General features: G+C 50.7%; 25 protein-coding genes. 20 read left to right on the forward strand and 5 right to left on the reverse strand.

What is annotated here, in order from left to right; genetic code table 11:
* Positions 1-277: 277 nt before the first annotated feature.
* The 8 genes from EZJ44_RS01950 to EZJ44_RS01985 all read left to right on the forward strand — a co-directional run bounded on the left by EZJ44_RS01950 (position 278) and on the right by EZJ44_RS01985 (position 8,108).
* Positions 278-796, forward strand: coding sequence for a hypothetical protein (locus EZJ44_RS01950; RefSeq protein WP_131279610.1), 519 nt, complete (start codon positions 278-280; stop codon positions 794-796).
* 1,007 nt (positions 797-1,803) lie between these two features.
* Entirely contained in the window at positions 1,804-2,667 is an 864-nt protein-coding gene (gene lepB, locus EZJ44_RS01955) for a signal peptidase I (protein WP_131279612.1), read from the forward strand.
* Between the two features lie 38 nt (positions 2,668-2,705).
* Positions 2,706-3,428: a ribonuclease HII gene (locus EZJ44_RS01960; protein WP_131279614.1), complete on the forward strand. Its 723-nt coding sequence runs from the start codon at positions 2,706-2,708 to the stop codon at positions 3,426-3,428.
* A gap of 14 nt (positions 3,429-3,442) precedes the next feature.
* Positions 3,443-3,760, forward strand: coding sequence for a DUF2469 domain-containing protein (locus EZJ44_RS01965; RefSeq protein ID WP_131279616.1), 318 nt, complete (start codon positions 3,443-3,445; stop codon positions 3,758-3,760).
* Between the two features lie 233 nt (positions 3,761-3,993).
* Positions 3,994-4,404 carry a YraN family protein gene (locus EZJ44_RS01970; protein ID WP_131279618.1) on the forward strand — a complete coding sequence of 137 codons (411 nt, stop codon included), beginning with the start codon at positions 3,994-3,996 and terminating at the stop codon, positions 4,402-4,404.
* Positions 4,401-5,993 (forward strand): YifB family Mg chelatase-like AAA ATPase, encoded by a 1,593-nt coding sequence (locus tag EZJ44_RS01975; RefSeq protein WP_131279620.1) that lies wholly within the window; start codon positions 4,401-4,403, stop codon positions 5,991-5,993. The genes EZJ44_RS01970 and EZJ44_RS01975 overlap by 4 nt, the downstream gene beginning before the upstream one ends.
* 2 nt (positions 5,994-5,995) lie before the next feature.
* A complete protein-coding gene (dprA, locus tag EZJ44_RS01980; protein WP_131279622.1) occupies positions 5,996-7,153 on the forward strand; it encodes a DNA-processing protein DprA in 1,158 nt (385 codons plus the stop codon).
* Positions 7,146-8,108, forward strand: a complete 963-nt coding sequence (locus tag EZJ44_RS01985; RefSeq protein ID WP_241658551.1) for a tyrosine recombinase XerC — start codon at positions 7,146-7,148, stop codon at positions 8,106-8,108. Before dprA ends, EZJ44_RS01985 begins: the two co-directional genes overlap by 8 nt.
* 94 nt (positions 8,109-8,202) lie before the next feature.
* Here the strand turns inward: EZJ44_RS01985 and EZJ44_RS08685 are convergent, their stop codons facing one another.
* Positions 8,203-8,745 (reverse strand): M23 family metallopeptidase, encoded by a 543-nt coding sequence (locus tag EZJ44_RS08685; RefSeq protein WP_165496077.1) that lies wholly within the window; start codon positions 8,743-8,745, stop codon positions 8,203-8,205.
* 551 nt (positions 8,746-9,296) lie between these two features.
* Between EZJ44_RS08685 and rpsB the strand changes: the two genes are divergently transcribed.
* The 3 genes from rpsB to EZJ44_RS08690 all read left to right on the forward strand — a co-directional run bounded on the left by rpsB (position 9,297) and on the right by EZJ44_RS08690 (position 11,426).
* Entirely contained in the window at positions 9,297-10,148 is an 852-nt protein-coding gene (gene rpsB, locus EZJ44_RS01995) for a 30S ribosomal protein S2 (RefSeq protein ID WP_131279626.1), read from the forward strand.
* 26 nt (positions 10,149-10,174) lie between these two features.
* Entirely contained in the window at positions 10,175-11,026 is an 852-nt protein-coding gene (tsf, locus tag EZJ44_RS02000) for a translation elongation factor Ts (RefSeq protein WP_131279628.1), read from the forward strand.
* A 241-nt stretch (positions 11,027-11,267) separates the two neighbouring features.
* Positions 11,268-11,426, forward strand: coding sequence for a hypothetical protein (locus EZJ44_RS08690; protein ID WP_165496078.1), 159 nt, complete (start codon positions 11,268-11,270; stop codon positions 11,424-11,426).
* A gap of 182 nt (positions 11,427-11,608) precedes the next feature.
* On the opposite strand, the gene EZJ44_RS02005 is transcribed toward EZJ44_RS08690, so the two are convergent.
* The 4 genes from EZJ44_RS02005 to EZJ44_RS02020 all read right to left on the reverse strand — a co-directional run bounded on the left by EZJ44_RS02005 (position 11,609) and on the right by EZJ44_RS02020 (position 16,378).
* Positions 11,609-13,225 (reverse strand): ATP-binding cassette domain-containing protein, encoded by a 1,617-nt coding sequence (locus EZJ44_RS02005; protein WP_131279630.1) that lies wholly within the window; start codon positions 13,223-13,225, stop codon positions 11,609-11,611.
* Position 13,226: 1 nt separating this feature from the next.
* Positions 13,227-13,952: an energy-coupling factor transporter transmembrane component T gene (locus EZJ44_RS02010; RefSeq protein WP_131279632.1), complete on the reverse strand. Its 726-nt coding sequence runs from the start codon at positions 13,950-13,952 to the stop codon at positions 13,227-13,229.
* Positions 13,953-13,956: 4 nt separating this feature from the next.
* Positions 13,957-14,553: an MptD family putative ECF transporter S component gene (locus EZJ44_RS02015; protein ID WP_165496079.1), complete on the reverse strand. Its 597-nt coding sequence runs from the start codon at positions 14,551-14,553 to the stop codon at positions 13,957-13,959.
* 121 nt (positions 14,554-14,674) lie between these two features.
* The gene (locus tag EZJ44_RS02020; protein WP_131279636.1) at positions 14,675-16,378 is read right to left on the reverse strand and encodes an MFS transporter; all 1,704 of its coding nucleotides are present in this window, start codon (positions 16,376-16,378) and stop codon (positions 14,675-14,677) included.
* 203 nt (positions 16,379-16,581) lie between these two features.
* Between EZJ44_RS02020 and pyrH the strand changes: the two genes are divergently transcribed.
* The 9 genes from pyrH to EZJ44_RS02065 all read left to right on the forward strand — a co-directional run bounded on the left by pyrH (position 16,582) and on the right by EZJ44_RS02065 (position 25,383).
* The gene (gene pyrH / locus EZJ44_RS02025) at positions 16,582-17,340 is read left to right on the forward strand and encodes a UMP kinase (RefSeq protein WP_131279638.1); all 759 of its coding nucleotides are present in this window, start codon (positions 16,582-16,584) and stop codon (positions 17,338-17,340) included.
* A gap of 9 nt (positions 17,341-17,349) precedes the next feature.
* Positions 17,350-17,907: a ribosome recycling factor gene (frr, locus tag EZJ44_RS02030; protein WP_131279640.1), complete on the forward strand. Its 558-nt coding sequence runs from the start codon at positions 17,350-17,352 to the stop codon at positions 17,905-17,907.
* 25 nt (positions 17,908-17,932) lie between these two features.
* Positions 17,933-18,835 carry a phosphatidate cytidylyltransferase gene (locus EZJ44_RS02035; RefSeq protein ID WP_131279642.1) on the forward strand — a complete coding sequence of 301 codons (903 nt, stop codon included), beginning with the start codon at positions 17,933-17,935 and terminating at the stop codon, positions 18,833-18,835.
* Positions 18,836-18,868: 33 nt separating this feature from the next.
* Positions 18,869-20,146 carry a dual-specificity RNA methyltransferase RlmN gene (gene rlmN / locus EZJ44_RS02040; RefSeq protein WP_131279645.1) on the forward strand — a complete coding sequence of 426 codons (1,278 nt, stop codon included), beginning with the start codon at positions 18,869-18,871 and terminating at the stop codon, positions 20,144-20,146.
* The gene (locus EZJ44_RS02045; RefSeq protein ID WP_131279647.1) at positions 20,143-20,715 is read left to right on the forward strand and encodes a DivIVA domain-containing protein; all 573 of its coding nucleotides are present in this window, start codon (positions 20,143-20,145) and stop codon (positions 20,713-20,715) included. The genes rlmN and EZJ44_RS02045 overlap by 4 nt, the downstream gene beginning before the upstream one ends.
* A 6-nt stretch (positions 20,716-20,721) precedes the next feature.
* Positions 20,722-21,936 (forward strand): 1-deoxy-D-xylulose-5-phosphate reductoisomerase, encoded by a 1,215-nt coding sequence (gene dxr / locus EZJ44_RS02050; RefSeq protein WP_131279649.1) that lies wholly within the window; start codon positions 20,722-20,724, stop codon positions 21,934-21,936.
* A 1-nt stretch (position 21,937) separates the two neighbouring features.
* Complete coding sequence (locus EZJ44_RS02055; protein WP_131279651.1) at positions 21,938-23,209, forward strand: M50 family metallopeptidase; 1,272 nt, start codon at positions 21,938-21,940, stop codon at positions 23,207-23,209.
* 91 nt (positions 23,210-23,300) lie between these two features.
* Positions 23,301-24,470 carry a flavodoxin-dependent (E)-4-hydroxy-3-methylbut-2-enyl-diphosphate synthase gene (ispG, locus tag EZJ44_RS02060; RefSeq protein ID WP_206661834.1) on the forward strand — a complete coding sequence of 390 codons (1,170 nt, stop codon included), beginning with the start codon at positions 23,301-23,303 and terminating at the stop codon, positions 24,468-24,470.
* A gap of 169 nt (positions 24,471-24,639) precedes the next feature.
* Positions 24,640-25,383: a GNAT family N-acetyltransferase gene (locus EZJ44_RS02065; RefSeq protein ID WP_165496080.1), complete on the forward strand. Its 744-nt coding sequence runs from the start codon at positions 24,640-24,642 to the stop codon at positions 25,381-25,383.
* The last annotated feature ends 44 nt before the right edge of the window (positions 25,384-25,427 follow it).

A 25,427-nucleotide genomic window follows, 5' to 3' on the forward strand; every position in this document is an offset into this window, starting at 1 on the left:
ACTACCAGTGGAGCTGAGCCAAACTTCTGAAATGCGGATCTCAAGAAAATAAAAATCCTTATGTACAAGGATAAAAGCACAGGCATAGACTTAAACAGTTAGACCAATAGGGAAGGTGGAGGAGTTTGCTAAGATGAATAAACCGATTCTAGCTATTATTGTTAGCGGATCTCTTGCGATAGGAAGTATGGGGATTGCTGGACAAGTTTAGAATGAAACGCCAGTTACAACATCACCAATTGTTAAAGTGAATGAGTCAAACCCGAACAGGATTTCATTGACTGAAAAAGACGCGCTTGCGCTGGCTCAAAAGATCGCTAACTCAAGTTCAGCATTCAAAAAATCCATCGTCGCTGGCGGAAAATATAAAATTGTCGTTCCTGATGACGTTCTGGTCGAGAAATACGGATTTACTCCTTCTGAGGTTCAACTTCTTCATTCGTTCGCAGATGGATCGGTGCGATCTGTTAACATCACAGAAAGGAATGAAACCGCTACCGCTAGTCGTGCGAGCCTTTTCCATATTTCAAATTATGACCTCAAGACTGGAACGTTTGCGTTCCTTGCCACGGCAGCGCAAGGGGGACCAGCAGCAGTGGCTGCCGTCTGGCCACTGGTTACTTCAATTGCTGGTCCTCTAGGGACAGTAGCTGGAATTGCTACAGCTCTCTTGGGAGGAGCATTTTTTGCGGATCTTGCGCTTAAGGTTGTTGGGGCGATCAACCAAGGGAAAGGAATTACATTCTATTCCCAATGGGGAATTCCTCCACTGTATGTAGAGATTGAAGGACGATAACTTTGCTCACCAATTTATTTACCAATTTCAAAGAAGCGCTTCCCGAATTATTCTGGACATTAATATTAGTGATCTTTGCACATAACTTGACGTTCATGGATGTGCTTTCGTTTCCGATAATTATCGAGATCTTGATACTCGCATCGCTTGGTATTTATATCATCAAGAAACAAATTGGTAATCCACCGGTCACTGTTATTTACGCAGTCGTTTATATTGCAAGTTCATTGGGAGTCTTAATTGTCAGGAATGATTCAGCATCAAGGGCTGTTCTTGTTGCTCTTTGTTTTCTCTACCTCCTTGTACTTGAATATTCCTTCACGAAAAACAGTAAATAAACCTCGATAACAAACTGTGCTTTGATAAGTTCTTCGATTCTCTAATCGACATTTATTGATGTGCTGATTGAGACGATGGAGGTCGGTTCAAGTCAGGAGGTTGGGTGGAGCATTTCAAAGTGTTCCACCCAACCTATTTGTTTGGGTTTCCTTGCTACTAGTTGGTGGGTATCCCGATTCCGACCGTGTGTTGCACTAGAATAGCTCTGAACTATATTCGGGGCAGCGGACAAAGGCAATTGATAGTTTTCCTGTTTTTCGTTGGTGTTGCAATGTTTCTGGGTGGGTGAGAAGTCGTTTTGACTCGAGTTTTGGTTGGAGGAGGCTATAGCCCGAATTAAACGCATCAAACTGGATCAAAGGCGTAGCGCTGCCTCAAGCTCATGAGCTCCGGTGCAAACGACTCCGGAAACATAGTAATGAGGGTAATAGCGCCCTGATTGTGTATCACTTCGCAAAACCTTAGTAAGATATACAGCGTATTGCTCTTGCTGCTTTTGCTCTGCGCAAATCACGCGGGCGTTGTGTGCTCGCTGGGTTTAACAGCGCGTGTTGACCAGTGCCGAGAGCTATAAGTAATAAGCGGAGTTTTGTACGATTTATCGTGTGGTGCAATGCTAAAATTGCGAGAACGATACAATATAGAAAACTGATGAGCTGGGAGAATGCATGGAGCAACAGTCGGACGTCAACCGTTTAGCGCACGACGACGATACGATGCCGCCGTCGTTTCCACCAGATCCATCGGCGAAACGTACCGATAGTAATTCTGCTCAGCACGCTGATGCGACGCTAGAAAGTAATGACAGTAAAGATCTAGCTGATGATGTTCCTGCCAAGAGCCTAGGGCAGCGGATACTCTCCTCGTTGGTCGAATTTGGAGTTGTGATCGTCGTTGCTTTGCTCTGCGCCGTTTTGCTCAAAACTTTCTTGGTACAACCATTTGAGATTCCGTCGGAATCCATGATGAACACTTTAGTTCCGGGTGATCGGATTATGGTGAATAAGCTGGCTGATTCTGAGCAAGAGCTCCAACGCGGCGACGTCGTCGTCTTTGTTGATCCAGGCCAATGGCTCAACGATGCTCCGGTGGAACAGAACAGCGGAGTAGTGGGTGTGCTCAAAGACTTTGGTCAGCTTATTGGTCTGTTGCCACAAAATGCTGGCACGCACTTGGTCAAACGCATTATCGGAATGCCGGGCGATCACGTGAGTTGCGCTGGTCAAGGCGCCAAGATTCTCGTCAATGGCAAACCAATCGACGAAACTTATCTTCCGCAGGGGATTCAGCCTTCGATGGATCAATTCGACGTGGTTGTGCCACAGAATCATATTTGGGTGATGGGTGACAATCGCTCTAATTCGAAGGATTCTCGCTTCCACCAGCGGGCTACTGGTTTTGGGTTTGTGCCAATTGCCAATATTGAGGGCCGTGCCTGGCTAAAGATATATCCGATGAGTCGTTTTGGCAGAATTCCAGATGCGTCGCATGTATTCGACGATGTCCCAGCACCTGAATCTTCTGCAAAGTAACACACTGCATTTGCTGCTCTATCAAATCTGAGATTGTCATGGTTACGAAGGAAAATATTGCCCGTAAATCGACGCGGATGAAACCAGATCGACTCATTGAAAAAGAAATGCTTGAGCAAATGAGCTGCTTAGGCGAGAACCCTATTCTTGCCGGTGTCGATGAGGTTGGGCGTGGCTCGTTGGCGGGACCTGCATCGGTTGGAATTGCTCTGATAGACAGCACTACCACCGATTCGTTTCCTGACAAATTACGCGATTCGAAGTTATTGAGTCCTGCTGTACGGCAAAGCTTGGTCGAACCTACCCGCGAATGGGTATTAGCTGCGGCGGTTGGACATTCCACCGTTGAAGAAATCAACAAGTGGGGGATCGTGGCAGGTCTGCGCGCTGCGGCTAAGCGAGCAGTGGACGAGCTTTATGCGCAAGGATTTCACATCGACGCCGTACTGCTAGACGGCTCACACGACTGGTGGACTAGCGACGGCTTTGGTGCGCTTTTCGACGCCGTGCCGCAGCTTCCAGATGTACCTGTGCGAACCGTCGTCAAAGGCGATGCACAGTGCGCAGTTGTTGCCGGCGCCTCCGTTTTAGCAAAAGTTTCACGAGATTCGTTGATGGAGTCGTTGGCGCAGGAGTTTCCGCAGTACGATTGGGGGAGTAACAAAGGTTATTCTTCTCCAAAACATGTGGAAGCATTAAAGGAATTTGGCGCTAGTATTTATCACCGGACGGCATGGAAACTGCCTGGTATTTCTAGCTAAGGGAAAGGATGATGATGAGCGAACTCGAGAACTACGAGGCAGAACGCGAACTCGCTTTATATCGCGAGTATCGAGATGTGATCAACCTTTTCCGGTATGTTGTGGAAACTGAGCGGCGTTTTTATCTTGCCAATGATGTGAATGTGAATGTGCGTGGATCAAGCTCAGGAGATATTTTCTTTGAGGTGATCATGACGGACGCTTGGGTTTGGGATATCTACCGTTCCTCGCGTTTCATTCGTAGCGCGCGGGTAGTGACGTTCAAAGACGTAAACGTTGAAGAGCTTAATAAGCCGGATATTTCGCGCGAATTGGATTTTGAGCGCGAATGACGTGCGCTTGCGTGGTGAGTAACGAGTAGCGTGTTGTAAGTAGCGAGTAACCAGTGACGCGCCGCTAAACTTGAAACAAAACGCGTAACAAGAAGCGTGAAGCGCATTTAGACGGAATAAAGTGCGCTTAGATCTGTTCAGGTAGTTACCCACAAGCGCTTGGAACGTGAAGAGAATCCACAGCGGGGTTTGGTCGGCAATCATTGGGCGACGCTGTGTGCTCAAATGTGGGTATGTCGAATGAATCCTACTTTGTTGAAACTCCACTCGTCGATGAGTTGCTGAGATGTTCACGTCAAGATCTCGGGCGGTGGGGCGAAGCCTGCGCCCGCCGCTACCTCGAGAATCACGATTTTGTGGTGTACGAATCTAATTGGCGAACGCGTGGAGGAGAATTAGATGTAATCGGGTATGACCCGAAGCGGGAAGCGATCGTGGCCGTGGAGGTAAAAACTCGCCGGCGCATCGGGGCAGGTAGACCAGAAGAGGCGATTACACCTGCTAAATTGCAACGTTTACGCGCGCTCTTGGTTCAGTGGGTGCTCAATTCCGGATTGCATCCGAATAAATTGGCAATTGATAGCGTAGGGGTTCACGTTCAGACTCACGGCTACACTCTGCAGCACATCAAGGACATCGTATGAGCGTGGTACGGGTGGGACGATCACGCACCATTAGTCTGCTTGGTTTGAACGGAACGAGCGTACTGATCGAAGCAACACTTTTGAGCGGTTTGCCAAATTTTATGATCGTGGGTTTGCCTGATGCTGCCGTCAACGAAGCAAAAGAGCGGTTGCGAGCTGCTTTTCAAAATGTGGGTTTGCAATGGCCCAATATGCGCATAGTTGTCAACCTTTCTCCTGCGGATCGGGTAAAAACGGGAACTAGCTTTGACTTGGGCATCGCAGCGGCAATATTAAGTGCCCAAGGATTTAGAGAACTTCCACAAAATATCGGCGTATTTGGTGAACTCGGGCTTGATGGAACAGTTCGCCCAGTACGCGGAATCTTGCCTGCTGTGTTAGCTGCACGGCAGGAGGGGTTTGAGCGAGTATTTGTGCCACAAGACAACAGTGACGAAGCAAGACTTGTTGCACAAATTGACGTCGGAGCGGTGACGCATTTGCGCGAATTTGCCACGATGCTTGGCGTACCAATTGAACGAGATCAGAAACTTGCCAAAGTACAAAGCGCTAAGGTTGCTAAATCTCCAAATACGGCCCCGTATGTTGATCTGCCTGATTCTTCTTCAAATAAACCGTCGCTTGACGTCTCCGATGTGTGCGGACAGGACGAAGCAATTCATGGCTTGGAAGTGGCGGCATGCGGAGGTCACCACGTGCTGATGATAGGCCCACCCGGCGTCGGAAAAAGCATGCTCTCAGAACGTTTTGTGGGTTTCTTGCCCAATCTCACTCAAGAGGAAGCAGTCGAGGTGGCGGCTATCCAATCTGTGTTCGGGGAGTCGGTGCGAGCTTTGCCGGAGCGTCCTCCTTACGCGGCGCCTCATCACACTGCGAGTACTGCTGCACTGATCGGAGGAGGGAATGGAGTGCCAAGACCAGGAGCAATAACTCGCGCACATCATGGCGTGCTCTTTTGCGACGAGTTTCCAGAGTTTTCTACTTCCTCGATTCAAGCTTTGCGGCAACCACTGGAATCAGGGCATATCGACTTGTATCGCGCTCGCGCACGCGTAACATACCCTGCTCGCTTCCAACTCATAGCGGCGGCGAATCCGTGCCGTTGTGGCTATTTGCTCGACGGAAACGGTAGATGCACGTGTTCGCCGCGCGAACGCTCGTCGTATCGAATAAATCTAGGTGGACCAGTGCGCGACCGGATAGATATGCGTTTGCTATTGCGCAGGCCTACAAAAGCGCAGCTTAAGTTAGGGGGACAATACTCAACTGCCATGATTTTTGACAATGTTTCAGCTGCGCGAGAACGGCAAAAGCGTCGGAACAAGGAGCTAGTTGTCGATGGCGTTATGCCCTGCACACCTAATAATGCACAGCTACCGGGCACTTGGTTAAGGAAAAATACCCTCATAGACTCTCAAGTTTCCCGAAGTCTGGAGAACCAGATTTATGAGGGAAAACTTTCGATGCGGGCCTTTGACCGAATCTTGCGGATCGCATGGAGTCTCGCGGATTTACACGGGAATGCCAAACCCACTGATGACGATTTAAGCCAGGCTTTTCTCCTCCGTGGGGAAGGAATAGAGGTGTAATTATGGGTACTGCACTGATGAACACTGATGTCGACGACGCGCACCGAGCGGCAATCGTGTGGTCACAAATCGCTGAGGGAGGGGATGTCTATGCAAATCAATGGATCGAGGAATTTGGATATGTGGAAGCACTCGCGCGACTTCAGAAGAGTGGTGATGAATCGCTGCACAATTCTTCGCCGGCTTTAACTAAACGGATCAGCAGGTGGCGCGCAAGGTTGGACTGTTTGCCTGAGTTTGATGTGTCTGTGCTGGCAAAGCTCGCAATCTCAATAGTGATTCCTGGTGATAAATATTGGCCAGAGCAACTCAATGATTTGGGAATGGAAAAACCGCTTGCCTTGTGGGTACGAGGAAATCTTCGCAATTTGCGCCTCCCCATGGTGTCGTTGGTGGGATCACGAGATGCGAGTAGTTTAGGGATGCGCACTACCTTAGAATTTGCGCATGACTTGGCAAAAGACTTCGTGATCGTTTCCGGTGGCGCGTTTGGGATCGATGCATGGGCGCATAAAGGCTCTTTGGCTTGTGGTGGTCGAACGATTGTTGTATCTGCCGGTGGAGTAGATCGTTCGTACCCGACATCGAACCACGAGTTATTCGTGGATGTATTAAAAAATGACGGCGCAATTATTTCTGAATCGCCTTTGGCGGCAGCACCCCAACGCCATCGGTTCTTGGCACGAAATAGGATAATAGCCGCCCTCGGAGCTGGGACAATTGTTTTTGAAGCATCATTTCGCTCCGGAGCATTGAATACAGCGCGGCATGCTATGGAAATTGGTCGTGAGGTTGGAGCAATCCCAGGATCTGTAGAGTCGCATTTTTCTGCGGGGTGCAATGAACTTATTCGCAACGGTGCAACGTTACTTACCACACCTGCACACGCTCGCGAGATGATTGGTAGTATCGGGCAGTTGAATCTTCTCGATAACGCTGCGATAGATTGTTTCGCTGGTGCTGGTGATAGCAGCTATGATGCCAACACAGAGCGTCTATTTGATGCTGTGCCAGTGCGTCGCGGTGCACCGATAGATAGTATCGCTCGCTTGGCGGGCATAAGCATCGAAGAAGCTCGATCGATCTTGGGTAAACTATTGATCACAGGTAGAGTCAAGCATGATCAAGGTCTGTGGATGAAAGGAGCCGCTGGTGGATGAAGTCAATGACGGCGCGATGCTGTTTGATTCATCGATACAGAAATTAGTGGCGGATTATTCCACTTTTCTCAGTGTGCGACGAGGATATTCTGCGCATACTGTTCGGGCATACGTGCGCGAAGCTGAATCGTTCTTGACATTTCTGTTCCGACAAAGTGATTTTGTGGCTGGAACTAGCACTGGAAATGCGATAGATCTTTTGAAAAATATCGATGTGACTGATATGCGCAGTTGGTTGGCGGAAATGTCGGCAGCCGGACATAAACGTTCATCTTTGGCGCGCCATTGCGCATCGATAAAAACATTTTCGCATTGGATGTTCAAGAACGGCATATGTGATGCCGATGCAGCGTTGCGGATTCAAGCTCCGCGTGCAAGTAATGAGCTGCCTACTGTTCTCTCACACAAGCAAGTGGAAGACTTTCTCGAGTACTTGAAGGCACGTGCTGAGTCCGGCGATCCATTCGATGTTCGTGACTGGGCTATCTTCGAGGTTATTTATGCAGCTGGGATGCGAATAAGCGAGTGTGTAGGCCTTGATCGCGCCGATCTGCTCGACAATGGCACTATTCGGGTACTTGGTAAAGGAAATAAAGAGCGTATGGTGCCAATTGGTGCACCAGCCTGGGCAGCGCTTCAACGCTGGCTTGAAGCACGCAGTCGATTGATGGGGTGGCAAGATCAGGCCGTCTTTATTGGTAAACGCGGACACCGAATTGATCAACGTGTTGTGCGCCAACGGTTGTGCCAGCTCGCCGATGAAGCACAGATTCCGGAGATTAGCCCACATGATTTGCGTCATTGCGCTGCCACCCATTTACTTGATGGTGGTTCTGACCTGCGTATTGTGCAAGAAATCTTAGGGCATTCTTCATTGGCCACAACACAGCGCTATACGCATGTATCTAATGATCGACTGCGAGCCGCGTTCGGGATGGCGCATCCGCGAGCATAACTGGGTGCAAAAGCGATACTGATCTTGCTCATGCGCTTGTTATCTGGACACCGAGCTGAACAGGACAAAATGTTGTGTTAGGGGAGATTTTAGGTTATTTCAGGAGCCGTATTACTTGAGGCTCTAGGAGAAATATTGGGTTAATGTAGGCATTTGCGGCGGTTTTAGCTCCCCAATGAAGACAGATTCGCATTGAACAGTGTCCGATTAGCACAGATCCAATAGGATCAGATCGTTTTACCTCAGTGCCTACCGGAAGCTCACTGTAGACAGGTTCGTAAGTGGTGCGTATGCCTGATTCGTGAGTAATTGACAGCACTGGGCGAAAATTGATTTCTCCAACGAAACTTACGATGCCGTCGTCGGGAGCGTAAACGGTCAGGTCAGACGCTACTTTGAGATCGACGCCGCGATGCGCGCTTTCCCAATCATGCTCGCCGATCTGAAAGGGGCGAACTACCGTGCAACCATTTGAAAGCGGGCAAGAATACGGCCGCTTGGGCAGCGGATTTAGGAGTGCATCTATGGAGTCCTCCCAAGTTGGGGTGGGATCGCCAATGAGCTCTTTGAAATTGCCTATAGTGTGGGAGCGCTGGTTTAGGCTGAGGTGGTTTTGCGTTGCAATTGCTTGTGGCATGTCAAAATATTGACATGCAAAAAGAGAAGCGCTGCAGGTCAGGGCGTAAATGCTTCGAATAATAGATTTAGACATATAGGTATCTTGGCGCCGAATGGTTTGAGTTTGGGTGGCGCGGGTATGAGCTGTGGATTGGATAGCCGAAACGCGAAGCTGTGGACAAGAAGCGAGAGAAGAATCGACCCGAGATGTTTGTACTGGAAACACACTAGGAAAGGCGCGGGAACGGAACGAGAAGAACTCAGGAAAAGGGCGCGAGAAACGTAGCGAAGAACGAAGCCCAAAAAGATAGCGAATATGTCGGTTCACACATTGATTTTTCTGCGATCTAACTAGCATTTTCGCGCCATTCTTGAGTAGACTAAAAAGGCTGTCGAGTATGAATCGAGTGTTCTGCTCCAGACTTCGCGTATGCCTCGCCTTCGGGGTTATCTATTTTCGGTGCGAATTCGTTTCGCGTAAGTAGGTAAATGCATGCCAGGGTCTGAAAACAATTCCGTTTTCAGATATCAACCGATAATCGCGGTTCGCCGCACTAAGAAAGGACGACCATGGCAGTCGTTACCATGCGCCAGCTGCTTGAAGCTGGTGTCCACTTCGGTCACCAGACCCGTCGCTGGAACCCAAAGATGAAGCGTTTCATTCTCAATGATCGCAATGGCATCTACATTATTGATCTTCAGAAGACGGTTGAAGACATCAACCGCACTTATGACTTCGTGAAGGAAACTGTTGCTCACGGCGGCAACATCCTTTTCGTTGGCACCAAGCGCCAAGCTCAGCAGCCTATCCGCGAGCAGGCAGAGCGCGTTGGTATGCCTTACATTAACGAGCGCTGGCTCGGTGGTATGCTCACCAACTTCCAAACCGTTCACGCACGTATTCAGCGTCTGAAGGAACTCGAACTCATCGATTTCGATGACGTCGCAGGCTCAGGTCGCACCAAGAAAGAACTTCTCATGATGCGTCGTGAGAAGGAGAAGCTTGACCGCACTCTCGGTGGTATCCGCGATATGGCCAAGACGCCTTCGGCTATCTGGATTGTTGACACCAACAAGGAGCATTTGGCAGTTGCCGAAGCTAAGAAGCTCAACATCCCAGTTGTTGCTGTGCTCGATACTAACTGTGATCCTGATGAAGTTGATTACGCTATTCCAGGTAACGACGACGCTATCCGCTCAATCGAAATTCTTACCCGCGTCGTTGCTGACGCTGTAGCTGAGGGCCTTCTTGCCCGTGGCGGCGCAAAGGGCAACGTTGAGCAGGTTGAAGAAGAGCCAATGCCAGAGTGGGAGCGCGAAGTTCTTGCTGGTGAAGGTGAAACTGCTCCTGCTGCTGAAGCTGCTGAAGAAGCCGCTACTGAAGAAGTAGCTGCAGAAAAGACCGAAGAACCACAGGCCTGAAAACCTAAATTTCCGGAGGGAAAATAATGGCAAACTACACTGCCGCAGACATCAAGGCGCTTCGCGATAAGACCGGCGCTGGCATGCTCGACGTAAAGAACGCTCTTCAGGAAGCTGAAGGAGACGTTGCAAAGGCTGAAGAAATTCTTCGCCTCAAGGGACTCAAGACCGCTGCAAAGCGCGAAGGTCGCACCGCATCGGACGGTCTCGTTCTTTCCAAGATTGTTGACGCTGAAGATGGCCAGATTGGTTACATCGTCGAAGTAAATTCCGAAACCGACTTTGTTGCCAAGAACGAGAAGTTCATCGCGTTTGCGCAAGAGATTCTCGATGCCGCTGTTGAAGTTGGCGCAACCACCGTTGAGGAAGTTCTTGCTGCTCCTCACGCAGATGGAACGATTGCTGATCGTGTCAATAACTTCATTGGCGTTATCGGTGAGAAGCTTGCTGTGGGTCGCGTTGAGGTTATCAAGGGTGCTCACCTTGAGTCCTACATGCACCGCACTGCAACCGATCTTCCGCCACAGGTCGCCGTGATTGTGGCTACCGACGACGCCGCAGCTTCCGTTGCGCACGACGTCGCAGTCCACATCGCTGCACTCAGCCCAGAGTACTTGACCAGTGAGGATGTTCCAGCTGAAGTTGTTGAGAACGAGCGTCGTATTGCTACTGAGCTCACCCTTGCAGAAGGAAAGCCAGAAAAGGCTGTGCCAATGATCGTTGAAGGTCGCCTCAAGGGCTTCTTCAAGCAGATCGTGTTGGTAGAGCAGGCCTTTGCGCGCGATCCAAAGCTTACGGTTGGCCAGGTTATCGCTTCGTCTGGCGGTAAGGTAACCGACTTCGTACGCGTACGCGTTGGAGAGTCTGCAGCTGAATAATCTGTAGCTCATATTCGTGTGAGTATTTAGCGGGCAATAGCGAAAGCTATTGCCCGCTTTCTCATTAAATGCATGTCGAGTTTGGATACTATGTATGGATACACAAGCACAATCCACTTGCGACAGTATACCCCCTAGGGTATTATTGGCTGTGTAATGAGAATGAGCGATTTTTCGATCTCGCATAAACTTAAAGTGCTACGTGCTCTGATGTACGCAGTATCAAAGAGAGGAGCTACCTATGTGTAGCGAAGTTACATGTTCTACTTGCGGCAAAGCTACCTGGGCAGGTTGCGGTCAGCATATTGAATCCGCTTTAGCGGGAGTGCCACAGTCTCAGCGTTGCACCTGCGAGAAGACAAGCAATGGTGGATTTTTCGGCCGGATTTTTGGTCGTTAAACAGTAACGATCTGTTGCGACGAGCAGCTGCTCGTCGCAACTCAGCTGCTCGAGCAGTCGCGAAATCGGCTGTTCGCGTAGTAGCAAAAACGGCTACTCGAAAAGCATTGTCAGTTGGTGCCCACTTGAACTCGTGCGTTAGTTTATAGCTTTCTAGGCTAACAGCTTACTAAGACCTGCGGCTACACTAGCTCGTAAAATACGTCAGCGCAGGCGTTCATGAGTTCCGTATCATGCGTGACGAGAATGACCACCTTGTTCTGGCTCGCGAGTGACTTGAGCGCCGTCGCCACCGATTGCAAATGCTTGTAATCGAGTCCGGATGTTGGCTCGTCAAAAACATAAATATCTCTGTCCATGAGGCATGCCGTTGCGACGACGAGTCGCTGTTTTTGCCCGCCAGATAGCGCAAGCGGGTGCTTATGGCGCACATGGTCGAGATGAAATAATTTCAGAGTTTTGTCAATTTCCGCAACGGAATGTCGATTCGTTTTCGTAACGTTGCCGATCATGAGTTCTGCTTCTACAGAATCAGAAAACAGCTGACGATTGACGTCCTGCATCACAAAATACGATCTGGCAAGCCGATCACGTGCAGAGAGCTTGTGCCCGTCGAGGAGAATTTCTCCTTGACGATGTTTGTGAAGTCCAACGAGCGTTCGGTTCAGGGTCGTTTTGCCAATCCCGTTCTTGCCGCCAATAGCACTGACTTTCCCACGTGCAAAAGTTACGTCTGGGATTTGAATGAGTCTGTGCCGATCATGCAGGGCAATCGCGACGTCACACAGTTCCAGACCGCTTGTCGCCTGCTCGCAAGGGAAGTGCGACGGCGTCGTACGCTCAGTGGCGGGCAGCGCTCGCCCCGCGGCAGGCACAGCTCGCTCCACACCCGGCGTCGCCCCTTCAGCAGACGGCGTTGCGCCTTCACTCGGAATTACCTCGGAGGATGCAAACTTGTGCATTTCGGTAGCGGAAATCTTCAACCGTGCTCTTGGGTAGCTCGCCGATACTTGTGGCCGGCTCAACTTGCGCAAACCGAAACGCAACCGGGCGTCGTCGTCCATCGCAAAGAAATCATCGGCAGTGAGATCGGCTTGAAGCGTTTTGTCGATGACGAGCGCACGATCGATAATTCCCTCGAGGAAATAAAATCGGTGCTCAGCGATCACAATTGTGGCACCGCTTTGTTTAATTTTCTCAAGCGAGATGCGGAAAGTCTCGATGCTCGCTGCATCAAGACTAGAGGTGGGCTCGTCAAATACGTAGATGTCGGGCTGTTGAACGTATGCAGCCGCGGTGGCAACTGCCTGCCTTTCGCCGCCGGAGAGTGCGAATAGTGAGCGATTGAGGAGATGACCAACGTTCAACTCGGCCGCACCCCGCTGCACCTGCTGTCTGATTTTAGGAGGGCTAACGGCGCGATTTTCCAAGGAAAAGGCGAGTTCAGAGCGTACGTTTGTGGTAAAGAATTGCGTATTTGGATTTTGAAACACATTCGCTACGTGCTGCCCAGTGCGCCACAGCGGTTCCTTGCTCGGAGAAAAAGTGCCGGCGCTACTGTGGAGTTTTACTTCGCCGCGGAGAACGCCGTCGTTGTAGTGCGGGATCAGCCCGTTAATGAGCTTGAGGAAGGTCGATTTTCCGCCGCCGGAAGGACCTGTTACCAGCACACATTGGCCGCGTGGAATGCGAACGTCCAGGTCAAGAATTGGTTCGTTGCGTTCGGCCGCAGCTGAATCTGCATTACCGTATGCGAAGCGCAGCGCGTCGAATTCAATGCAGAGTTCACCTGTTGTCATATCAGAGCGCTCCTCTCACTGCGGCGAGAAATATGCCGACAAACACCGTTAACACAGCATAAGCACATAGATCACGCCATGTGATGCCAATTTCCACCACTGAAGTGGCGCGATGCGGAGCTCCAAGCCCGCGCGTCATTGCTGAGGCCGAAATATTATCCGCAATTTGCAATGTGCTGCCCAAGAGCGGCACCACCAAGTATTCAGCAGTGAGCAGCGGATTGAGCAAGAAATGCCAAGGTGACGTGAACAATCCGCGCAGGCGCATGGCATCCCATATTGCACGCGCTTCGCTTAGAACCGCGGGAAAGAATCGAAACATTGTTGCAATGGGAATCGTGAACGAGCGCGGCAGTCGCCAACGCTCAAGTGCTGCGAGTAGTGCCGCAGGTTCGGTGCTCATGAGTAGCCAAGCGTTAATCGCCACGATGATGCTCAGTCTAATCCCGTACTCGCCGATAATGAGCGCAATATCAGATAAAAATGATGTGGTGAGCACACCACATGCTAAGGCCAGGGCAAAGACTGCCAGCAGTGAGGCTGCAAAGAGCAGAAGTTTCCAAAGGCGATCAGCAATAATCAAAAAGAGGGTGATAACCAGTGCCGACACTGTTACGGGAAACTTCACCACGCTAATCGTGCACAGTCCAACGACGACGGCGAGCACGATTTTCGTGCGCGGATCAAGTCGCGTTCGGGCAGGGGTTGCACAATCTGACCTTTGCATATGCTTAGGCAATTCCGGCTTTCTCAAAGTGCTTTCGCACGATCTTTTGCCCGATAACTGAACCAAATATGGAGAATACGAAGATTCCCAGTGCAATTGATGCCACAAAAATTGGGTTGAGCGAAAGTTCGATCACGTCCTGTGCATATTGCACGGATTTCTCCCGCGAATTGACGAGCATATCTTGATAGTTCTCAGCGCTCAACCAAATCGGAATGATTGGGCCGAGTGCCCAGAGTTGAAACACTGGATAGGCCCAAAAATTTGCCTGCCGTGAGCGATATTTTCCTGCGCCAATAATGAGTTCGGCAAGAAGCGAGCAGATTACCACTAACACTAGCGAGGGCCACCCGTGAATCATCGAGATGAATATGCCGAATATGATGCCAAAAAGGGTTACCATTCCGCCATGTTTGATACGAGCTAAGAACAGTTGAAAGACGATTCCGCCGAATGGTGCCGAAATGACGAGCGCCAAGTAGATCCACAGTGGTCCAGCTGCGGCTAAGGCATTGAGAGACATCGAAATAAAATAAAGAACCAAAAACACGCCAATATTAATGAGGTCTTTTGGCGACATTGAAAAAGTCGTGTGTGGCATTTTTCCATTCTCTGGTTCGAAAATTTTAGTGACAGCAAAATACGCTAATGCACAATTATATGGGAAAAACTTAGGCTTTGCAGAAGAAATTTGGCTGGAAGCTCGGTTACGACGAAGGGTACTACTTCGCCGTCGTCTTCTTGCGCGATGACGACGCTTTCCTACGCAGAACTTTTGAACGCGATCTTGGCTTTCGAGCCGTCGCAATTTTGGACTTTGTTCCGTGGCGATCGTGATAGCCATCGCGCCAGAAAACAAAAGCAAGAATGAGGGCGGCAATAAGGATCATCGCGATTACTACGTATGCTGTGGCAATTCCGAAGTACCAGCTTGCAGTGGTAGGAGTGCCACGGGTGGCGAAAAATACTGCAGTTACTAAGGCTGTTCCAATTGCGGTTGCCATGCGCTGAGCAGTTTGAATCACTCCACCAGCGGTTCCACCGTGATTTGCCGGAACGTCGATCATAGCTTGGGTTTGATTCGCAGAGCCGATGGCGCCGCCTCCAAAACCAGTGAACAGAAGCGGGAGTGCGAACCACCAGAATGATGCGCCAAGATGTACGCTCCACACCACGATAACCATCCCAAGGACGCCGAATAGGATTAGGGCAAGCGCGAATGCTTGAATACCGCGCCCGTGGTCGTAGGATCGCTTGCCAGCCCACATCGCTGCATACGCTGAAATAAGCGCATTAGGTAAGGTCACCAGTCCAGAAGCGAGTGCGGACACTCCGAGCCCATCTTGTAGAAAAATTGCCAGAACCACAAACATGGCCGGAGCGCCGAGGAATTGGAGTGCTGAAATCGCCGTTGAATAGGAAAAAGATCGGATTCGAAAGAGATCGAGATCTACCATCGGGAGTTTGCCGCGCGTCTTGTAGCGGTGTTCCCACCACACCCATCCGGCGAGCAAAGCTACTCCGGCAAGAATCACCAACCATTTCCACCAGCTTGCATGGATGATGAACGGCAACATGATTGCCAGCACGGAGATACCGAGCACCGTCATACCGATTGGATCGAGATCTATACCTTTGCGATCATTTTGTGGCTCACGCGCGAGAGCGGATGAATCGCTTGGAACCTCGCCTTTGTTACAAACCTGCTCAGCTTTCTTTTCGTTTTGCGTATCTGATGTGTTCTTTCGCTTCGAAAATCGCCACATTTTTCTCAGACGCCGCAGCTCAGTCCCGAAAGGTAGCCACGTTAAGGCAAGAATGACGCCGACGACTCCCAATGGCGCGTTGAACGCGAATGAGATTCGCCATCCTAAATCGGCACCAAAAAATGCGATAAAAAGTCCCGATAGAACTGGACCGGCAGCTACTGACATCGACACTACGAGCCCAAAGTATGCAAAAGCTTTGGCTCTGCTGCGACCGTTGAAGTATTGAACGATGAGTCCAGTGATTTGCGGTGAGAATATGCCCGAAGAAACACCTTGAACAAAACGCAATAGATTCAGCGTTAGCGGCGAGTCGGCAAATCCAAGTGCCAACGATGAAACCGTAAATATTGCCAAGCCAAACGCAAAGACGAATGAGCGACCAAAGATATCACCTAAACGACCTGCTGGAACGAGTGTGATGCCGATGCCCAAGGTGTAGCCAGATAATACCCACTGCAGCTGCGAATCAGTGGCGTGGAGCGATTCTTGCATTGCTGCTAAGGCGGTGTTGACCGACGACACTTGCAATAGGGACATCATCAACGAGACTAAGAGCACCACGAGAATTTTGTTGCGGTCGTAAGTGCGCGGTGAACCTTCGATGTGGATAAATCGTGAGTTGGTGCGCGTATGGGTGCTGCTGGATAACTCGTGCATAGATGAAAATCGCAATCTTTGGATGGATACGCAAGAAAAAGAAACGCCGTAAAACGGCGTCGTAAGAAAAATTCTATCGAAGATAACTAGGTAAATGAATGTTCAATTGTGTGAGATTGTGAGTGAAACTGGCTGGAAGTCGCAGTGATTTGGCGATTGCTAAGGTAGACTTTTCACGAGTGATTTTGCTGAAAGGAATGCGTATGCAATCGGAGCATTGTACCGGTGATTGGAACAAGGATCACCAGCGTCGAGTTTTATTAAAGCTTTCGGGTGAGCTGTTTGGTGGCGGAGCCGTCGGGCTCGATACGGCGGTGCTAACGCGAATTAGCCAAGAAATTGCTGCAGCTGTTCGTGATGGCGTGCAGGTTGGAGTCGTGGTTGGTGGCGGAAATTTCTTCCGTGGCGTCGAACTTCAAGAAAGCGGAATGGACCGTGCGCGTGCAGACTACATGGGAATGCTCGGCACTGTAATCAACGCGGTTGCATTGCAAGATTTCCTCGAAAAAGCAGGTGTTCCCACTCGTGTGCAAACAGCTATTACGATGGCACAGGTTGCGGAGGCGTACATCCCTCTTCGGGCAATCCGGCATCTTGAAAAAGGTAGAGTGGTGATTTTTGGTGCGGGCGCTGGAATGCCATTCTTCTCCACCGATACTGTTTCGGCACAACGGGCTCTTGAGCTACGGTGCGACGAACTGCTTGTCGGCAAGAACGGGGTTGACGGCGTCTATACTGCTGATCCGCGAACAAATCCTGATGCTGTTAAACTAGATACAGTGACGTATGACGAAGCGTTGCGCGAAGGTCTACGGGTAGTGGACGCAGCGGCGTTCTCGTTGTGTCAAGATAACGGTTTGACTATGCGAGTATTCGGCATGGGCACGCCAGGAAACGTAACTCGTGCGCTTCGTGGCGAAAAAATCGGTACTCTTGTAACTAATCAGGACATACAAAACTAAGGAATTGCCATGATTGATGAAGTAATGCTTGAAGCAGAAGAAAAGATGGAGAAGGTCATCGAAGTCGCGCAAAACGATTTTTCGAAGATCCGCTCGGGTCGCGCAAATCCTGAGCTATTTACCTCGCTCATGGTCGATTACTACGGTGCGCCGACGCCGCTTCAGCAGCTTGCTACCGTGTCGATTCCAGAAGCCCGCACCGTGATTATTTCTCCGTATGATCGCTCGTCGATGCGTGATATTGAGCGTGCGATTAACGAGTCGGATCTGGGTCTCAATCCAACCGACGACGGTCAGGTACTGCGCATCAATATGCCGGTATTGACTGAGGAACGCCGTCGTGATTACGTTAAGCTCGCCAAAACTAAGGCGGAGGAAGCGCGCGTGTCCGCACGTTCGGTGCGTCGCAAGGCCAAAGATGCCTTGGATCGGATCAAGAAGGACGGCGAAGCGGGCGAAGACGAAGTCGATCGCGCTGAAAAAGAGCTTGAGGTTCTGACCAAGAAGTATGTGGATCGAATCGATTCAATGCTCGAAGGTAAAGAAAAAGAACTCATGGAGATGTGATTCCTTTTCACATTGAGGTAATAGGATGAGTCAGTTTTTCGATGCGGGGCGAACCTCGACTTTGTGGTCGAGGCTCGCCCCGCATCCACCAAAGCCACCTGTTGAGACGAAATCTCGTGCTGGTAGGAATCTTCCAGCCGCGATTACGACGGCGGTTGTGTTATTGAGCCTTGTTGCTCTCTCACTAGTATTTCGCGTTGAATTTTTCCTTATCCTTGTGATCGCGTTTTTAACGATTGCGATGTGGGAAATTACAGGTGCCTTTATGGCGCGCAATATTCGGATTCCGCTCGTAGCTCTCTCGATTGGGCAGTTAGCAACGCTGCTGAGCACATGGTTTTTGGGGATTGGAATCGGACTGCTCGTCTTTTTGTTCGCCACTGGTATCGCTATGCTGTGGGGCCTTGGGCAGGCCAATGGGGTTGATCGCAATTTCAAAGACGCCGTGGCAGGTTCTTTTGCTCTTGCATGGATCGGGCTATCAGGAAGTTTTGCAGTAGCGCTCATCGATTTCCCGCACGCCCAAGCGGTGATTATTTCGCTCATTTTACTGCCTGTTGCTAATGATACTGGTGGTTGGCTAGCCGGAATTCTCTTCGGAAAGCACCCAATTGCTCCCAAGATTTCGCCGAAAAAATCATGGGAGGGGTTTGTCGGATCGCTGCTGTTGAGCCTTCTCGTTTCGTGGCTTACGGTTGGTCTTGGAGCGGGATTGCCCTTCGTATGGGTTGCGGCTTTTGGCGTGCTGACTCCTGTGATCGCCACTGCTGGCGATTTCGCCGAATCAATGCTCAAGCGAGACTTGGGTATCAAAGATATGGGGTCTATATTCCCTGGACATGGCGGAATGCTTGACCGCCTCGATTCGTTGTTATTTTGTGCACCAACATTCTATTTTCTCTTCTCGGTTGGCTTTGGCCTCCTGTAGGCTTGATGAGCAAATATTACGGATTGGTGTTAGATGAAGAAACAGGTTCTCCCGAAAGTGGAGCAAGGCCCGCGTCCCTCGTTGAGTTTTACCGAGAAGCGTTTTGGCAAAGCTCCGCAACATCTTGCTGACTTAGACCGCGCTGAGCGCCGCGCAGTTGTTGAGGATTTTGGATACCGAGAATTTCGAGCTGATCAACTTTCAAAACATTATTTTGAACACCTGACCACCGATCCTTCCGATATGACTGATCTGCCCGCTAACCAGCGTGATGGGCTATGTGAAAAGATGTTTCCTCAGCTTATTACTAAAGTTCGGGATCAGATTGCCGATCAGGGTAAAACGATCAAAACTCTGTGGAGATTGTTTGACGGGGCGATTGTCGAATCGGTGTTGATGAAGTATTCCGATCGCGCCACGCTTTGTATATCGTCCCAAGCAGGATGCGGTATGGCGTGTCCTTTCTGTGCTACTGGTCAGGCTGGTCTGCAGCGAAATCTCAGCACTGCCGAGATCGTCGAGCAGCTACGAATGAATATGGTATCTGCCCACAGTGGAGTTTTTGGCGAGCCGGTGAGAATCTCCAATATCGTATTTATGGGCATGGGCGAGCCACTGGCAAATTATAAGTCGGTAATTGGTGCGCTTCATCGCATGATTGAACCATCTCCACAAGGATTTGGTATTTCTGCGCGAAATATTACAGTGTCGACTGTGGGTATGGTGCCGGCGATTGATCGCCTCGCTGATGAAGGCTTCCCGGTAACTTTGGCGGTATCTTTACACGCACCTGATGATTCTTTGCGTGACGATCTCATTCCCATCAATTCGCGTTTCAAAGTTCAAGAGCTGCTTGATGCGGCACGCCGATATTTCCTCAAAACAGGGAGGCGAGTTTCCATTGAATATGCGCTGATCAAGGATATGAACGATCACGCATGGCGGGCAGAACTCCTCGCTCACGAACTCAATTCGCGTGGAAAAGGGTGGGTACACGTCAATCCGATCCCATTGAATCCCACGCCTGGAAGCATCTGGACGGCGGCTTCTAAAGCTGCGGAGAAGAAATTCGTTGATACACTTTTAGCGGCAGGCATCGCCACAACAGTTCGCGATACCCGAGGCTCCGATATCGACGGCGCATGCGGTCAACTTGCAGCAGAAGTTGTTGATCGTGATCACGTGGCAAAGCGTGCTGCCAAAGCTCAGCAGGCAGTTGAAGCGCGAATCGCCGAGCATCGGCAGGCTCCCAATAATTTACAAGAAATTCTCAGCGAGCCATCGCTATGTGAAGAAGAGGAAGAATCATGAGCAGCACCTTTGAGCGGGTAGGACAGTTCCATTCGGGATACGATTGCAAGGAAGTCGACAGCTTTTTGCGTGAGGCTAAAGCTGCCTATGCAAAATTTTCTTACGAAGATGCTGTGCGCGATCCCAAGGCTGCGGGGATTGATGAAGATTCGGTGCGCAACGCTTCTTTCTCTTGGACTCGTAATGGCTATAGCCCTGAGCAGGTAGACGCAGCCTTGGATCGCTTAGAAGCTGCTTTTATTCAACGCAGACGAGCTGGTGTTATGTCTTCTGCTGGAGAGCAAGCCTGGTTGGAACAAACATACGATTCAGCAACTACGCTCTATCCGCGTATGCTCCGTCCAGAGGGCGAGCGTTTTTCTGATGCACATGGACGAGGTTATGCCAAAGGCGAAGTGGATGAATTCCTCAATCAAATTGCTGAGTATTTTGATGGAAAAGCAAATCTGACCTCGAAGGAAGTTCGCCGCACGCATTTCAACTCTGCTCGAGATGCTGATGCCTACGATGAATCAGTGGTGGACGTGTATCTCGATCGCGTCGTGTCGGTACTCATGGCAGTTGAATAATCGCCTATGAAGAACGTCATTATTCTGGGTTCGACTGGATCAATTGGAACCCAAGCTCTTGAAGTTATCGCTGAACATCCTGGTTGCTACTGTGTGATTGGTCTTGGCGCAGGCGGAAAGAATCTTAGCGATCTGGCGCGCCAAGCACACGACTATGATGCGAAGTTCGTAGCAATAGCCGAAAGTGGCAAGATCTCTGAGTTTCTTGATCTTTTCGCGCAGTTCAAGCCCAATAAAAATCCGCCACAGGTTTTCGACGGCGACGACGCGATGGTCCAGTTGGTGCAACAAGCCAACGGTGACGACGTCGTCCTCAATGGAATTACGGGCGCGGTTGGCCTCAAACCAACTCTGGCTGCGCTCGAAACTGGTGCTACGCTCGCGCTGGCAAATAAGGAGTCTTTGGTGGCGGGCGGTGGCCTCGTAGCAGACGCAATGCGTAGACCTGGGCAGATTGTGCCGGTTGATTCTGAGCACTCAGCGCTGGCTCAAGCCCTCAGCTCTGGCGTCCACAACAAGGGTCTCACTTGCCTCGAATTGGATGGAAAATCCAATGTGCGCAGGCTGATTTTGACTGCTTCAGGCGGGCCATTTCGCGGCCGGAAGCGCGCAGATTTGCACGGAGTTACTCCAGCTCAAGCGTTAAATCATCCCACTTGGGCGATGGGTCCGGTAGTGACGATAAACTCCTCAACGCTCATGAACAAAGCCCTTGAGCTGATTGAAGCCGCCTACCTCTTTGACATCGCGCCGAACGATATTGTGCCGGTTGTGCATCCGCAATCCGTGATTCACTCGATGGTGGAGTTTCAGGATGGTTCGACGATCGCACAGGCTTCGCCGCCCAATATGAAGTTGCCTATTGCATTGGGGCTCTCGTGGCCTGAGCGCCTCGAGCGAGTGTCGCCACCATGCAATTGGGACGCGGCACAAGCGTGGACTTTTGAGCCATTAGATTACGAAACTTTCCCTGCTATTGAGCTTGCTCGCGCAGCTGTGGCGGAGTCTTCTTTGCATCCAGCCGTGATGAACGCAGCAAATGAGGAGTGCGTGGCGGCGTTTCTCGCTGGCGCTTTGCCATATTTGGGCATTATTGACGCGGTGCGTGAAGTGCTCGAATCCTTTGAAGCCACTGCTCAGATTAGTGTGGAGGTCGTTGAGGAGACCGAGCGATGGGCGCGCGCACAAGCTCGTGAACTAATCGCTCGTCGAGGTAAATAACGTGATTCTTGGGATTCTTATTTTCATTTTCGGGCTGCTCGTTACTGTGGGCTTGCACGAATTAGGTCACCTGTTACCAGCGAAAAAATTCGGGGTCAAGGTGCCACAGTATTTCATCGGTTTTGGTCCAACGCTGTGGTCTCGCACAGTTAATGGCACGGAATATGGAATCAAGGCGATTTTGCTGGGAGGATATGTATCCCTAGCAGGTATGCTTGCCCCCGCGAAAGCTGGTACAAAAACCACAAATGCCGATGGAAGTTTGACTCCAGCCGAGGAAGCAAGGCGCGAATCTGCCGCAGAATTAGAGCCCGGTGAAGAACATCGTGCCTTTTGGAAACTTCCTGCCCACAAGAAACTTGTGGTCATGTTCGGCGGACCTTTCGTCAATCTTCTTTTGGCTATCGTCTGTCTTGGCATCGTGTTTTCCTTTATTGGCGTGCCGGTTCCTTCGTCCACGATTTCGCGAGTGGCAATGTGTACGAATGGTGTCGAATCTTGTGATATTGCAGAGCAGAGTCCTGCGTATCGCGCTGGTATTCAACCTGGTGATACCGTGCTCCGCTGGGGTGATACCGCCGTCACGAATTGGGACGAACTATATAAGGCAATTGGTACGAGCGGTATTCGGCCCTACGACGTCGAACTGTTACGTTCGGGGCGCAAGCTTACGTTGAGCGTTACCCCCGTCGTCAAAGCTCAAAACCAAAGTGGCCAGCACTCAACCTCGGCTCAGGAGCAAAGTTCGCGGCCGTTCGTCGGAATTTCTCCCCAGATTGTTAAAGAGCGACGTTCGCTTTCCGAACTACCGCAACGAACCGCCGATCTGGCATGGCAAACCGCCAAGATCGTGGTGGCCTTGCCAGTTAAGCTCTGGCAAACTGGACGCAGCCTATTCACCGGAGAGTCACGTGATCCTCAGGGCGTCGTGGGTATTGTAGGAATCGCTGATTTGGCGGGCTCAATCACTGCAACCGACAATAAGAGCTACGGATTCGCTGATCGACTCGGGGACATGCTCATGCTCATGGGCTCGTTGAATATGTCGTTGTTTATATTCAACATGATTCCGCTTTTGCCGCTTGACGGCGGGCATATCTTGGGGGCATTAATTGAAGGTGTGCGCCGTCGTATTGCTCGCGTGCGTGGCAAACCCGATCCTGGCGCATTTGACACAGCCAGACTCTTGCCACTGAGTAATATTGTGATCGTCTTTTTTGTTGGAATGACGCTCCTCCTGGTGGTGGCAGACATCGTCAATCCGATCCGTTAGTGAAGGAATGTAGCCAGCTCGTCAGTAGGAATATAGGTCGCTGCACTAAGGCGAGAGCGTCAAGCTGTGGGAGATAAGAAGAGGTGTAATAATGGTGGATGTGAATAATCTTGTTTCTTTGGGCATGCCGTCGGTAGTTGAAGAACCGATGCTGATTTCTCCGCGCAAAAAAACGCGCCAAATTAAGGTCGGCGATGTGCTGGTAGGCGGTGGCGCACCAGTGAGCGTGCAGTCAATGACTACCACCAAAACGCACGATATCGGTGCAACTTTGCAACAGATTGCCGAATTGACGGCAGCTGGTTGCGATATCGTTCGAGTAGCCTGCCCAACGGATAAAGACGCCGATGCGCTGCCGATTATTACCCAGCAATCAAATATTCCAGTGGTCGCCGATATACATTTCCAGCCACGGTATGTATTCGCTGCTATTGAAGCTGGCTGTGGCGTGCGAGTGAACCCAGGAAACATCAAAAAATTCGACGATAAGATTCCAGAGATTGCCGCTGCGGCTCGTGCGAATGGTACCGCGATGCGCATTGGAATTAATGCCGGTTCCCTTGATCCGCGGCTGTTGAAGAAATACGGAAAGGCCACTCCAGAAGCGTTGGTCGAGTCTGCAATTTCTGAGGCGCATCTTTTCGAAGATGCTGGGTTCTACGATTTTGCAATTTCGGTGAAGCATCACGATCCAGTAGTTATGGTGCGCGCTTATCAGCTGCTCTCGGAAGCAGGGGATTGGCCGCTTCACTTGGGTGTTACCGAGGCTGGACCTGCTTTTCAGGGCACGATCAAATCTGCGGTGGCTTTTGGTGCCCTACTTTCGCAAGGAATCGGCGATACGATCCGGGTTTCCCTTTCCGCGCCACCTGTTGAGGAAGTCAAGGTTGGCGAACAGATTCTGCGCTCGCTCAATTTGCGCCCGAAACAGCTGGAAATCGTATCGTGTCCTTCGTGTGGTCGCGCACAGGTAGACGTCTATGAACTGGCCAATAAGGTCACTGAGGGCTTGAAGGACATCAAGTTCCCGCTGCGGGTTGCCGTGATGGGCTGTGTTGTGAATGGCCCAGGCGAAGCTCGCGAAGCCGATCTTGGTGTCGCCTCAGGTAACGGTAAAGGTCAGATCTTCGTGCGCGGTGAAGTGGTGGACACCGTTCCAGAAGCGGACATCGTTGAAACCCTCATTGCGCGGGCGCGAGTGGTTGCTGCGGAATTGGGCTTGGAATCTGATCCGGATTCTGCACCCGAAGTGATCGTTTAACGATTCGCTAATGCGTTTCTTACACCGCACCCACGGTACCCATATTGCACGTTTACCGAGGTGTCTCTATAACCAAGCAGCGATAGCGCTCGAGCGAGATCCGGTAGCGAGCATATTTCTCCGCGCAGCTTTGGAGGAACGGAATCCGTTTCGAGGTGCTCACTTTTTGATGCTCAGGAACGATGCCAGAGTGCCCGATTCGCTGTGCTGGCACGGTGCGAATATTGCTCCGTGGGGATTTGATTCCCATGGTCTTGATCAGTTGGCTCGTTATCTAGGCAAAGAGAGCATTTTCGCCAATTCTATTGTTGGGCCTGCGGATCAAGTGATGGGGCTGTGGGAGCGGATTCAGTGGCGTTTTCCGAGCCCACGCGATGTGCGAGCACATCAACTTTCCATGGTTGCCCAGGCGTGCGATGCGCGCAAAAGCGCAACGGCATCGGCGTCGTCGCAATACGAAATGAACATAACTAACGTAACGGTCAGAAGGGCGGCGGTTACGGATTTTGACATCGTTTTTCCTGCCTCGGTGGCAATGTTTATCGAAGAAGTGGGATACGATCCTTCAATTGCGGGCGAGGCTTATGCTCAGCGTGTGCGGCAGTTACTAGCGCAAGGGCGGACTTTTATTTGTGAAGGTCGCGATCCTTACGGAGCTCGCCGAGTGGAATTCAAGGCTGATGTGGGAATTTTGGCAGGCTCAGTGGCGCAACTACAAGGAGTGTGGACATCGCCAGATCTGCGCGGCAATGGAATCGCCACCGCCGCACTTGCGCAGGTAGTGCGCATGATTAATGCCGATATGGCAAAAACGATCTCCCTGTACGTCAACGATTACAACCATGGCGCGATCCATGTGTATGAGAAAGTCGGGTTTACAACGGTGGGAGAATTTGCCACAGTCATGCTGTGATGAACGGATTGCGTCTCATTTTCAACGCCTCTCGTTGCCTTAAC

Origin of the sequence: Arcanobacterium bovis (assembly GCF_004331995.1) — a bacterium.
GTDB lineage: Bacteria > Actinomycetota > Actinomycetes > Actinomycetales > Actinomycetaceae > Arcanobacterium_A > Arcanobacterium_A bovis.